The sequence below is a fragment of the Agromyces mediolanus genome (genome assembly GCF_044917495.1).
In the GTDB taxonomy this organism is placed as follows: Bacteria; Actinomycetota; Actinomycetes; order Actinomycetales; family Microbacteriaceae; genus Agromyces; species Agromyces mediolanus_B.
Genome location: NZ_JAVSSI010000001.1, coordinates 175560 through 187803, shown reverse-complemented (window position 1 = coordinate 187803; position 12244 = coordinate 175560). Strand labels below are relative to the sequence as shown.

Sequence of the window (12244 nt, the reverse complement as noted above, 5' to 3'; positions counted from 1 at the left end):
TTGTCGCACGCTGTGGAGTTGCCATGTTCCGCGCGCTTCACCGGGACGGCGAGGGGTGCGCGGCCTTACAGTCTAGAACAGGCGGGATGCTTCCGCCATTCCCGGCCGCGCCGCCTCGTCGGCGCCGAACCCGCTGGAGGTCGCCCGTGGGCACGCTCATCACCGTCACCGCCACCGCCGAGGAGCGCGTCGAGCCCGAGCTCGGCGCCGTGCAGCTCTCCGTGGGCGCCTCCGGCGCCGAGCGGCAGCAGGTCGTCGACCGCACCGCCGCCGCCCACGAGCGGCTGCTCGGCGAGGTCCGGCGGCTCGACGCCGACGGCGTCCTCGAACAGTGGTCCGCAGGTCAGCTGCGCGTGTGGTCGCATCGGCCGTTCAACGCCGAAGGGCGCCAACTCCCGGCGGTGCACGAGGCGCGCGGCGAACTCGAGCTCGTCTTCCGCGACCTCGCCGCACTCTCCGCCTGGGTGAGCGAGCAGACGAGCGGTGAGGAGCTCACCCTCGGCGGGGTGGACTGGCGGCTCACCGAGGAGACGGCGGCGCGCGTCCGCGAAACCGCGCAGCGCCGGGCGGTCGGCGAGGCGGTCGCGAAGGCCGCCGTCTACGCCTCCGCGCTCGGCCTCGGCACGCCGACGCCCGTCGAGCTCGCCGACTCCGGCCTGCTCGACGCACGACCGGCGCCGATGGCGAAGGGGAATCTCGCCCGCGCGGTGGCGTTCTCGATGGATGCGCAGCAGGCCCCGGTCGCGGAGTTCGTGCCGGCCGACCTCGTCGTCTCGGCGACGGTCGAAGCCCGCTTCGACGCTCCTCCGGCCGCCTGAGCGGCGACGGTCACCCGGCGATCAGTCGCGCGCGACCAACTGCCGCTCGAGCGCGGAGAGCTCGTCGAGGGCCAGGCCCGAGGCGAGCAGGTAGTCGCGGGCGCTGCCGTGCTCGCGCTCCACGAGTTCGATCATGCCGTCGATGGCCTCGGGCGGGCTGCCGCCCATGAGGACCCGGAGCGCGGGGGTGTCGGGCACGCCGTACTGCCCGGCGAGCCCCACCATGCGCTCGAGCCACTCGCCCGCGAGGTTGCCCTCGGTGCGCTCGTAGTCGGCGATCACGAGTTCGCGATCCACGCCGACGGCGAGCAGGGTGAGTGCGATGACGACGCCGGTGCGGTCCTTGCCCGCCGTGCAGTGCACCACGACCGAGCGATCGCGCGCCGCCGAGATCTCGCGCACCGCGTCGACGACGACCCGCGAGTGCTGCACGACGATGCGCTCGTAGAGCGCCTCCAGCGAGATGCCGGCCGCGCCCTGGGAGGCGCCGGAGCCCTCGAACACGGGCAGCCGCAGCACCTCCACGTCGAGCCCGGTGAGGTCGTCGGGCATCCGCGCGACCTCCTGCTCGTCGCGGAGGTCGATGACGACGCCGACGCCGAGCTGGCGCAGCTCCGCCTTGCCGGGGTCGCCGAGCGCGTGCAGTCCGTCGGAGCGGAACAGCACCCCCTCGCGCACGAGCCCGTCGCGGGCTGCGAGGCCGCCGACGTCGCGGAAGTTGTAGGTGCCGGGAACGGGGATCCGAAGCGAAGTCTCCATCGAGCCCGAGCCTACCCCGAGCCGCCGGCACGGCGGCTGTGCGCGGCTACTCCCCCAGGTGGCGCCGGCTGGACATCGCGCGGTCGGCCTCGCGCTTGTCCTGACGCTCGCGCAGCGCCTGACGCTTGTCGTACTCGCGCTTGCCCTTGGCGATCGCGAGCTCGACCTTCGCCCGCCCGTCGCTGAAGTAGATCGAGAGCGGGATGAGGGTGTACCCGCCGTCCTTCACGCGGTGGCTGATCTTCACGATCTCCTGCTTGTGCAGCAGCAGCTTCCGCTTGCGCCGGGGCGTGTGGTTGTTCCACGTGCCCTCGGTGTACTCGGGGATGTGCACCGCGTCGAGCCACATCTCGCCGCCGTCGATGAAGGCGTAGCCGTCGACGAGCGACGCCCGCCCCTCGCGGAGCGACTTCACCTCGGTGCCCTGGAGGACGATGCCGGCCTCGTAGGTGTCCTCGATGGTGTACTCGTGCCGCGCCTTGCGGTTGGTCGCGACGACCTTCTGTCCGCGTTCCCTGGGCACGGCCCTCTCCTCACGGTCTCGATGCTGATGACGGATGCCGCGATCTCGGTCGCGGCGAGCCGTTCAGTCTACCGGGGCGAGCGGGGTGGCGCGCACCACCCCGCCGTCCACGGCGTCAGACCTTGAGGTAGCGGGTGATCGCGATCCCGGCCGAGATCGCGGCGAGGAGCACCCCGACGACGATCAGGAGCGGCACCACGAGGAGTGCATCGCCGAGGTCCACGAAGGTGAACGCGAGGTTCTGCGCCAGATACCCCTGGACGAAGAACTGCACGATCGCGACCACGGCGCCGCCCGCGAGCAGGGAGCCGATGAGTCCGGCGAACACGCCCTCGAGCACGAACGGGGTTTGGATGAAGCGGTTCGAGGCGCCCACGAGCCGCATGATGCCGAGCTCCCGGCGTCTCGAGAACGCCGACAATCGGATCGTCGTCGCGATGAGCAGCGCCGCGGCGACGAGCATGATCGCGGCGACCGTGATCGCCGAGTAGCTCGCCGCGTTCAGCACATCGAAGATCTGGTCGAGCAGGCGCCGCTGGTCGCTCACCGACTCGACGCCGGGCATGCCCGCGAGCGCCTCGACGAGCACGTCGGACTGGTCGGGGTTCTTCAGGTTCACCCAGAAGCTCTCGTTCAGCACGTCGGGCGTCACGTAGTCGGCCGCGGGGCTGCCCTTGAACTGCTCCTGGAAGTTCTCGTAGGCCTGGTCGTGGTCCTCGAAGTAGTACTTGTCGATGTACGGCGCGAGCGTGCTGCTGTTCAGCTGCGCCTCGACGGCGGCCTTCTGCTCGTCGCTCGCCTCGCCGTCGGCGCATCCGGCCGTGCTCGAGAGGGAGGTGCAGAGGTAGACCGCGACCTGCGCCCGGTCGTACCAGTAGTTCTTCATCTGCGCGATCTGCAGCTGCAGCAGCGCCGCAGTGCCGACGAAGGTGAGCGACACGAAGGTGACGAGCACCACCGAGACGACCATCGAGGCGTTGCGGCGGAGTCCGTTCGCCGCCTCGCCGAGCACGAGTCCGATCCTCACTTCGTCGGCCCCACTTCCTGCTGGTCGTCATCGGCTCGCGGCCCGCCGGGCGCGCGGAGCCCCAATCGTTCGGCGAGCGTGAGCGGTGGCGCGTCGGGGTCCTCCGCGACGGGCGGTTCCGCCGCGCGGAGCCGTTCGGGGTCGACGTCGATCTGCCCCGTCGCCGCGGCGGTGATCGCCGCGGCCTCCTCGGTGACCGCGTCGCGGGTCTCCTCCGGCTCGACGTAGAGCGGCTGCGCCTCGCGCATGATCTCCGCGGTGACCTTCGGCGCGGCGGCCGTCGGCGGTGCGGCGAGCGGTGCGGCCTCCGCCGCGGCATCCGGTGCGAGCTCCGCCGCCGCGGCGACGTCCGCGCTCCCGGTCTCCGCTGCTCGTGCCTCGCCCTCGGGCTCGAGCACCGTGGCGACGACCGCGGCCGGCACGGTGCGCGGCGGCAGGTTCATGTCGCGGACGGTCTGGCCGTCGTAGCCGGCGTCGAGCTCGTCTCGGACGATCTGACCGGCCGAGAGCTCGATGACGCGGCGCTGCATCTGGTCGACGATGCCGGCCTCGTGCGTCGCCATGACGACGGTGGTGCCGCTCGCGTTGATCCGCTCGAGGAGGGTCATGATGCCCGCGCTCGTCACCGGGTCGAGGTTTCCCGTCGGCTCGTCGGCGAGCAGGATCTGGGGCTTGTTGACGATGGCGCGGGCGATGGCGACGCGCTGCTGCTCACCGCCGGAGAGCTCGTGCGGCAGCCGCTTGCCCTTGCCGTCGAGGCCGACGAGCTTCAGTGTCTCCGGCACCGCCGACTGGATGTACCCGCGCGACTTGCCGATCACGCGGAGCGTGAACGCGACGTTGTCGTAGACGGACTTGTTCGGCAGCAGCCGGAAGTCCTGGAACACCACGCCGAGGTTGCGCCGGAAGTAGGGCACCTTGCGGCTCGAGATCGAGCCGAGGTGCTGGCCGAGGACGTGGATCTCCCCCTTCGTCGGCTTCTCCTCTTTCAGGATCAGCCGGAGGAAGCTGGACTTCCCGGAGCCCGAGGCGCCGACGAGGAAGACGAACTCGCCGCGCAGGATCTCGACCCCGACGTCGTTCAGGGCGGGCCGCGCTTGGCCCGAGTAGGTCTTGGTGACGGAATCGAAGCGGATCATCGTGTTCGAGCCTAAGCAGCCGAGCCCGGAATGCGGGCAGCGACACTGGATTTCGCCAGCGCGCCGCCCGCACTCGGGACGATCGGCCTCGTCGGACGGGTCCGGTCAGGCCCCGGCGAAGCCGACGACGAGGTACAGCACGAGCGACAGGGCCGCCGCGATGGCCGCGTAGGGCAGGATCGCGGTCATCAGGTTGAGCGGCTTGATGCCGGTCGAGCGCGACGCGAGGATGATGCCGTCGCCGTAGAGGCAGGTCGTCGAGCCGAGCGCGGCGCCCGAGAAGACGGCGGCACCGGCGATGATCGGATTCACGTCCATCGCCAGCGCGAGCGGGATGACGATCGGGGTGATCACGGCGGCGAGGTCCCAGAAGGAGCCGGTCGCGTAGGCGTACACGCCGCAGACGAGGAACACGACCGCCGGCAGCAGCGCGCCCGACATGTACGGCTGCGTGGCGTCGATGACGAAGTCGGCGAGCTTCAGGTCGATGTTCATGTGCTGCACCATGAAGGCGAGCGCGGTGAGCACGATGACGAAGAGCATGCTGCCGACGCCGTCGAAGGCGGCGTCGAAGACCTTGCGGATGCCGAGGCGGCGCTGCGCCGTGTACATGACGATCGCGACGAGGAGCGCGGCGACGGTGCCCTTCAGCACGTCGACCTCGGTGAGGATCGTGACGGCGATCATGACGACGATCGGCACCACGAAGTTCCACGGCCGCGGCTTCGCGATGCCGGGCGCCCGGGTCGCGACGGCGACGGGCGCGGCGACCGCCGCCCGCTCCCCCGCATCGCCCTGGGCGGCGAACTCGCCGACCTCGACCTCCGCCGGCGCGGCGCCCTCGGCGGCGCGCTCATCGTCGGTGGTGCCGAGCGGGAACACATCCCCCGTCGCCTCGGCGCGCGCGACGTCCTTCTTCAGCACACCGAGCTTCGGGAACCAGCCGAGCGCGACGAGCGCCGCGATCGCGAGTGCGATCCAGCCGAAGAAGATGAACGGGATGGCCTGGAGGTACGCGCCGAATCCGGAGCCGTTGGCGGTGACGCCCTGCGCCTCGAGGAGTCCGGCGAAGAACAGCGCCCAGGTCGAGAAGGGCACGATGACCGCGATCGGCGCCGCGGTCAGCTTCATGACGGTACCGAGCTGGGTGCGGGGCACCCGGTAGCGGTCGGTGATGCCCTTCATCGAGGTGCCCACGGTGAGCACGCTCAGGTAGTCGTCGACGAAGAGCACGACGGCGAGCAGGAAGCTCAGCACGAGGGACTTCCGCCGGGAGTTCACGAAGCGCTCGGCCCAGGCGGCGAACTCGCTCACGGCACCGGACCGCTCGAAGAGCGTGATCAGGATGCCGAAGAGGACGACGACGAGCATGAGCCACTGCAGCGTCTCGTCGGCCATGGCGGTGCCGAAGTAGCCGATCCAGGAGTCGAAGAACTCCCAGCCGCCGAGGAGCACGGCGCCGACGAGGGTGCCGCAGAGCATCGCGAAGAGCGTGCGCCTCGTGGCGACGGCGATGACGAGGATGGTGACGACGGGGAGGAGCGCGAGCGCGCCGACGTCTTGCATGGGGGCCTCTGATTCAGGTGGGGGGTCAGGCGGCGGATGCCGCGTACACGGGTCGCCCGTCGACCATCGTGGTCCGGACGGGGAGGTCGAGGAGTGCGTCGGCGTCGACGTCGAGGGGGCTGTACTCCCAGACGACGAGGTCGGCGCGGTACCCCGGTGCGATGACACCGAGGTCGCGGTCGCCCTGGGCGAGAGCCGCCCAGACCGTGTAGCCCTGTAGGGCCTGGTACGGGGTGAGCCGCTGGTCGGGCTCGAACACCGGGGCGTCGGGGGTGCCGGGTTCGCGCCGCAGACGCGCCCAGGCGAGGCCGATGCGCGCATCGGTCTGCGCGACGGGCCAGTCGGAGCCGAGCGCGACCATCGCCCCGGCGTCGATCATGTCGCGCACCCGCCAGCCGAGGGCAGCGCGCTCCGGACCGAGACGTTCGGCCCAGAAGTCGGAGCCGTCGGCCTTCCGCCACTGCATGTGCAGCGGCTGCACCGAGGCGGTGATGCCGGTCTGGCCGAGCCGAGCGAGATCGCGGTCGGCGAGCAGCTCGAGGTGCTCGATCCGGTGCGGGGCCCCACGGCCGGACTGGACGCCCGCCTTCAGGTAGGCGTCGATCGTGGTGCCGATGGCGCGGTCGCCGATCGCGTGCGTGGCGATCTGGAAGCCGGCCTCGCTGTAGCGCTGCACGACGCGCTCGAACTCCGCGCCGTCGGCCCAGAACGAGCTGAGGCCGTCGCCGTGCGTGTCGGGTTCGTAGAGCCAGCCGGTGCCGGTGTCGATGACGCCGTCGTTGAAGAGCTTCACGAGGCCGCCCCGCCAGCGCCGGCCGTGCCGGTCGCGCTGGGCGAGATAGTGCTGGGTGCGGTCCTCGTCGTAGCCGGGGTTGTGCGCCATGGCCGAGACGAGCCGGAGCGGCAGTCCGTCGCCCGAGGAGTCGAGGTCCTCGAGGAGGTCGAGGGTGCCGGGGTTGCCGTCCATGATGCAGGCTCCGGTGATGCCGCTCTCGGCGAGCCCGCCGAGGAGGGCCCGCACGAGCTCGCGCATCTCCTCCGGAGTGTGCTCGGGGGCCGTGCGCAGCACGAGGTCGAAGGCGGAGTCCTCGCGCAGCGCGCCGGTGGGTCGGCCCTGCTCGTCCACGACGATCTCGGAGGTGTCGCCGAAGCGCCGCGGCCCCGTGATGCCCGCACGGCGCAGCGCCTCGGTGGAGGCGAGCGCGGTGTGCCCGTCGAAGAACATCAGGAAGGCCGGGGCGCCCTCGACGGCGTCGTCGATCGCGGCGGCCGTCATCGGCATCCGACTGAACACGTCGTAGTCGATGTTCCACCCGCGCACCCACCCGCCGGCCGCGCGGCCGTCGGCGACGCGACGGGCCTCGGTGCGGAGCATCGCGAGGAAGGTCTCCGGGTCGCGGACCCCGCCGAAGTCGACGCCGACGGCGAGCTCGAAGCCCTGGATCGGGTGCATGTGCGCGTCGATGAGGCCCGGAGTGACGACACCGCCGCGGAGGTCGATCACCTCCGTCGCGGCACCGCGGAAATCGCCGACGACGGACTCGTCGCCGACGGCGACGATGCGGCCGTCGCGGATGGCGACCGCCTCCGCCGTGGGGCGCATCGGGTCCATCGTGATGATGCGCCCGCCCACGAGCACGGTGTCCGCGAAGCTCCAGTGCATGTCGCCGCCTTCCGAGCGGTCGGCTCCGACCGCATTATTTAAGGTGCTTAAATTTGTAGCGCACACGCTACTCTCACTGAAGTGCCACTGCAAAACCGGAGGACTCTTGCCTGAACCGAGCGCGCGACGAGCGGGCCGTCCGCGGACCCGGGTGCTGAGCGCCGAGCACATCGTCGACGCCGCGTTCGAGCTCGCCCGCACCGCCGGCCCCGACGGTTTCACGATGGCCGCGCTCGCCCGCTCGCTCTCGGTGCACCCGCCCGCGCTCTACCACTACTTCGCGGGCAAGGCCGATGTCGTCCGCGCCATGCGCGGCGCCCTCGCCGAACAGCTCGACGTGTCGGGCTTCGCCGACGAGACCGTGCCGCTCGAGGAAGCCGTCTCGCGCTGGGCGCACTCGTACCGCGACGTCACCGCGGCCCACCCCGCCGGCATCGAACTGCTCGCGACGACGCCGATCGACGGCCAGGAGCGCTCGGTGCAGAACTACGACACGATCGTGCGGCGCTTCATCGCCGAGGGCTGCCCGGACGATGAGGCGGTCGATGCGCTCGTCACCTTCGAGGCGCTCATCATCGGCTCGGCGCTCGACGCGGCGGCCCCCGACGACATCATGGCGCCCGGCGACGCGGGCGCGGGCGCACCGGCGTTCACCGCGGCCGAGGCGGCGCGCACCGAACGGGCGGCGGCACGGGGCATCCGCCCCACCGATGCGAGCTTCGCACTCGGCATCCGCGCCCTGCTCGCCGGCCTCCGCACGGGATGGACGCGCGGCTGACGCGGCCCCGGCGCGGCTGACGCGCGCCTCCGCACGGGATGGGCGCGCGGCTGACGCGCGCCCGAGCGGACCGGATCAGTCGCTCGGCTTCTGCTTCCGCCAGCGGATGCCCGCCGCGATGAGCCCGTCGAGATCGCCGTCGAACACGGTCGCCGGGTTGCCGACCTCGTAGCCGGTGCGCAGGTCCTTCACGAGCTGCTGACCGTAGAGGAAGTAGGAGCGCATCTGGTCGCCCCAGCTCGCCGTGATCGTGCCCGCGAGCTCCTTCTTCTGCGCCGCCTCCTCCTCGCGCTTCGCGAGGAGCAGTCGGGTCTGGAGCACCCGCATGGCGGCAGCGCGGTTCTGGATCTGCGACTTCTCGTTCTGCATCGAGACGACGATGCCGGTCGGGATGTGCGTGATGCGCACGGCGGAGTCGGTCGTGTTGACCGACTGGCCGCCGGGGCCCGAGGAGCGGAAGACGTCGACGCGGATGTCGTTCTCCGGGACCTCGACCTCCTTCGCCTCCTCCATGATCGGGATGACCTCGACCGCGGCGAAGCTCGTCTGCCGCTTGTCGGCGCCGCCGAAGGGGCTGATCCGCGCGAGGCGGTGGGTGCCGGCCTCGACCGAGAGGGTGCCGTAGATGTACGGGGCGTCGATCTCGAACGTCGCCGACTTGATGCCCGCGCCCTCCGCGTAGGAGGTGTCGAGCACCTTCACCGGGTAGTCGTGCCGCTCGGCCCAGCGCAGATACATGCGCATGAGCATCTCGGCGAAGTCGGTCGCGTCGTCGCCGCCCGCACCGGAGCGGATCGTCACGACCGCGCCGCGGTCGTCGTACTCGCCGTCGAGGAGGGTCTGCACCTCGAGGTCGCCGATCGCCTTCTGCAGGGAGACGAGCTCGGCGCGCGCCTCGGCGGCGCTGTCCTCGTCGTCGGCCTCGATCGCCAGCTCGACGAGCACCTCGAGGTCGTCGATGCGCGACTCGATGGCGGTGATGCGCTTGAGCTCGGCCTGACGGTGGCTGAGCGCGCTCGTGACCTTCTGCGCGTTCGCCGGGTCGTCCCAGAGATCGGGCGCGCCGGCCTCCTCGGACAGCCGGGCGATGTCCGCCTCGAGCGCGTCGGTGTCGACGACGGCGCGGATGTCGCGGAAGGTGGCGCGGAGCGCGGAGATCTCGGTCGACAGGTCAAGTTCGAACATGGCGCCCACCAGCCTAGTCGCGGCAGAGCCTCCCGGCGTGCATCGACGGGCCGAGCTGCACGTTCGCGCAGGCCGGTCCCCCCGCACGGGGGTCGCTAGGCTGACGCCGTGAGCACGATCGATCCCGCCGCCGCCCACCGCGACCGCCTCGAACGCCAGAAGGGCAGCACGGGCGCAGCGCTCGCCGCCGTCCTCTTCGCGCTGCTCCTCGTCGCGACCGGGGCGCTCGCCGCCTACGCGCTCGCCGGGATCCTCGACACCTTCCGGCTCATGGAGCTGAACAGCGTGTTCTCCAACTGGAACTCGGAGATGCCGGGCACGACCTTCCTCCTCCCGGTCGGCATCGTCGCGAGCATCGCGGCGTGGGCGCTGTACGCGAAGTGGAATCACCGCTTCTCCGGCGACGCGACCCGGTTCGTGGGCGTCGGACCGCTCACCCTGCTGCTCGCCGGCCTCGCGATCGGGCTGTGGATCGGCACCGCGTCGTGGACCGCGCCGGATCAGGTCGGCATGCAGATCGACCCGACCTTCGGCGAGGACGAGGTGTGGGGCGTCGGCGCGTGGATCTTCTACGCCGCCCAGTGGTGGCTGCCCGGCCTCTTCGGGCTCCTCGCCGTCGCGGCGTACTTCGCGGGCCTCGGCGCGCGGCGCCGCAGCGCCGGACGCTCGGCGCTGATCGAGCGGATGCTCCTCACCGGCCGACGCGCGCCCGGCGTCGTCACCGAGAGCACCGTGCCCTCCGGCGATTCGGCCTGGGTGCTCTTCAGCATCACGGTGAAGTTCACCGACCTCAGCGGCACCGACCGCTGGGTGAAGCGGAACGTCAAGTACCGCACGGCCGAGGTGCCGCCCGTCGGCGCCCCGGTGACGGTGCTCTACGACCCCTCGAACCCGGGCGACACCTCGCGCATCTTCTTCGCGAGCGGGCCGGCCGCGACCGCCGCGGACTTCCGCCGCAACGAGTTCTGACCGCCCCCGGGCCTGCGGCGCACCGGGTGTCCGCCCGTCGCCCCCGCCGGGTGTCCGCCCGTCGCGGGTGCCGGGTGTAGCGTCGGAGGCGATGACCGACTCCCAGCCGCAGTTCTCCTGGGGCTCGATCGTCCTCCCGGCCTACCTGCCGACGCTGCTCTTCTCGATCGGCGAGGGCGCGATCATCCCCGTGATCCCGGTCGTCGCGACCGAGCGCGGCGCCTCGATCGCGATCGCCGGCCTCGTCGCCGCGATGCTCATGGTGGGCGAGCTGCTCGGCGACCTCCCCGCCGGCTGGCTGGTGGCCCGCATCGGCGAGCGGAACGCCATGATCGGCGCGGCCATGCTCTCCGTCATCGGCGTCGTCGTCGCCCTCGCCCTGCCGAGCGTCGCCGCCCTCGCGATCGGCGTGCTCCTGCTCGGGCTCGCGACCGCGGTGTTCGGCCTCGCCCGTCACGCGTTCCTGACGAGCTTCGTGCCAGCGCGGGTGCGGGCCCGCGCCCTGTCGACGCTCGCGGGGGTGTTCCGCGCCGGCTGGGCGGGCGGCCCGTTCCTCGCCGCGGCGATCATCGCGTGGACCGGGAGCCCGGAGCAGGTGCTCTGGGTGCTCGTGGCGGCCTGCCTCGCGGTGGTCGTCGTCCTCGTGCTCCTGCCCGACCCGGAGCGGGTGTTCGGCGTCGGCCGGGGCGCCGCCGCGGACGGCGAGGCGCCGCAGGGCGTGTTCCGGGCCATCGTCGAGCACCGGGGCGTGCTCGCGCGGATCGGCTCCGGCATCGGCCTGCTGGCGGCGGTGCGCGCGAGCCGCACCATCATCCTGCCGCTGTGGGCGGTGTCGATCGGGATGCCGCCGCAGACCGCCGCGCTCGTCATCGGCATCTCGGCGACGATCGACTTCTGTCTGTTCTACGTGAGCGGGCAGGTGATGGACCGGTTCGGCCGGCTGTGGAGCGCGATCCCCGGCCTCGTCGGGCTCGCGACCGGGCACCTGATCCTCGCGTTCACCCACGACGTGCCGGGCAACGACGCCTGGTTCGTGGCGGTGGCGGTGCTCTTCGGGCTCGCGAACGGCGTGTCGAGCGGGGTCATCCTGACCCTCGGTGCCGACCTCGCGCCGAAGCGGCATCCCGCCGCATTCCTGGGCGCGTACCGCACGATCGGCGACGCCGGTCAGGCGGCCGCGCCGCTCGTCGTCTCCGCGGTCACCTCGCTCGTCTCGATCGCCGCCGCGAGTGCCGCGATTGGCGTGCTGGGATTCGTGGGCGCGGGGATGCTGCTCCGCTGGGTGCCGCGCTACGTGCCCGGGCGGCGCGCGCGTCGGCGCGACGAGGGCGAGGACCGGGCCGAGGGAGCGGACTGATCCGCCGCTCCCCCGGCGCTCGGACGGGTCCGGCCTACTGGCCGGCGACCTTCTCGACGGACATGACCAGGATGACCCGGTCGGCCTTGTCGGCCGGCGGCTGCGCGTCGGCGTCGCCGTAGCGGCGGCCGAGGTGGGCGTAGAACTCGCCGGTGGGGTCGGCGACGGTCTCGACGAGGCGGCCGCGCACCTCGACGTACTTGAAGGGCGAGTCGGCGTCGAGCGCCTCGAGCGTCATCACCGGGTTGTCCTGCAGATTGCGGAACTTCGCGCGCTTCGTGGTGTGCGTGAAGCGGATCACCTGCGCCTCGGCGTCGAACTCGAACCACATGGGGTTCACCTGCACCTCGCCGTTCGGCCGCACGGTGGCGAGGTGGCCGTAGACGGGCGCGGTGAGGATTCGGAGGAGGTGCTCGGGGATCTCGATCGTCATGGTCACCAGTCAAGCACCTCGGCTCGG

General features: G+C 71.7%; 12 protein-coding genes. 4 read left to right on the top strand and 8 right to left on the bottom strand.

The features are described from left to right. The first annotated feature begins 146 nt into the window (after positions 1-146). Positions 147-818 (top strand): SIMPL domain-containing protein, encoded by a 672-nt coding sequence (locus ROT00_RS00910; RefSeq protein WP_404771632.1) that lies wholly within the window; start codon positions 147-149, stop codon positions 816-818. 21 nt (positions 819-839) lie between these two features. Here ROT00_RS00910 and ROT00_RS00905 read toward each other — a convergent pair whose 3' ends face one another. From ROT00_RS00905 to ROT00_RS00880, 6 genes are all read right to left on the bottom strand, one after another. Beyond that, positions 840-1577, bottom strand: a complete 738-nt coding sequence (locus ROT00_RS00905) for a tyrosine-protein phosphatase (RefSeq protein WP_404771631.1) — start codon at positions 1575-1577, stop codon at positions 840-842. 46 nt (positions 1578-1623) lie between these two features. Next, complete coding sequence (gene smpB, locus ROT00_RS00900) at positions 1624-2100, bottom strand: SsrA-binding protein SmpB (protein WP_189084666.1); 477 nt, start codon at positions 2098-2100, stop codon at positions 1624-1626. A gap of 115 nt (positions 2101-2215) precedes the next feature. Beyond that, positions 2216-3127 (bottom strand): permease-like cell division protein FtsX, encoded by a 912-nt coding sequence (gene ftsX / locus ROT00_RS00895; protein ID WP_404771629.1) that lies wholly within the window; start codon positions 3125-3127, stop codon positions 2216-2218. After that, positions 3124-4266 (bottom strand): cell division ATP-binding protein FtsE, encoded by a 1143-nt coding sequence (gene ftsE / locus ROT00_RS00890; protein ID WP_404771628.1) that lies wholly within the window; start codon positions 4264-4266, stop codon positions 3124-3126. Before ftsE ends, ftsX begins: the two co-directional genes overlap by 4 nt. A gap of 105 nt (positions 4267-4371) precedes the next feature. Beyond that, positions 4372-5832, bottom strand: coding sequence for a Na+/H+ antiporter NhaC family protein (locus tag ROT00_RS00885; protein ID WP_404771626.1), 1461 nt, complete (start codon positions 5830-5832; stop codon positions 4372-4374). 25 nt (positions 5833-5857) lie between these two features. After that, a complete protein-coding gene (locus ROT00_RS00880; protein WP_404771625.1) occupies positions 5858-7495 on the bottom strand; it encodes an amidohydrolase in 1638 nt (545 codons plus the stop codon). Positions 7496-7601: 106 nt separating this feature from the next. Here ROT00_RS00880 and ROT00_RS00875 point away from each other — a divergent pair, with 106 nt between their 5' ends. Beyond that, positions 7602-8273 (top strand): TetR/AcrR family transcriptional regulator, encoded by a 672-nt coding sequence (locus ROT00_RS00875; RefSeq protein ID WP_404771623.1) that lies wholly within the window; start codon positions 7602-7604, stop codon positions 8271-8273. A gap of 75 nt (positions 8274-8348) precedes the next feature. On the opposite strand, the gene prfB is transcribed toward ROT00_RS00875, so the two are convergent. Continuing rightward, a complete protein-coding gene (gene prfB / locus ROT00_RS00870; protein ID WP_404771622.1) occupies positions 8349-9458 on the bottom strand; it encodes a peptide chain release factor 2 in 1110 nt (369 codons plus the stop codon). Between the two features lie 108 nt (positions 9459-9566). Between prfB and ROT00_RS00865 the strand changes: the two genes are divergently transcribed. Together ROT00_RS00865 and ROT00_RS00860 are read left to right on the top strand one after the other, a co-directional pair. Continuing rightward, entirely contained in the window at positions 9567-10427 is an 861-nt protein-coding gene (locus ROT00_RS00865) for a DUF3592 domain-containing protein (RefSeq protein WP_404771620.1), read from the top strand. Between the two features lie 91 nt (positions 10428-10518). Next, complete coding sequence (locus ROT00_RS00860; protein ID WP_404771618.1) at positions 10519-11784, top strand: MFS transporter; 1266 nt, start codon at positions 10519-10521, stop codon at positions 11782-11784. Positions 11785-11818: 34 nt separating this feature from the next. On the opposite strand, the gene ROT00_RS00855 is transcribed toward ROT00_RS00860, so the two are convergent. Next, on the bottom strand, positions 11819-12217 hold the full coding sequence (locus tag ROT00_RS00855; RefSeq protein WP_404771617.1) for a PPOX class F420-dependent oxidoreductase: 399 nt from the start codon (positions 12215-12217) through the stop codon (positions 11819-11821). Positions 12218-12244 lie beyond the last annotated feature (27 nt).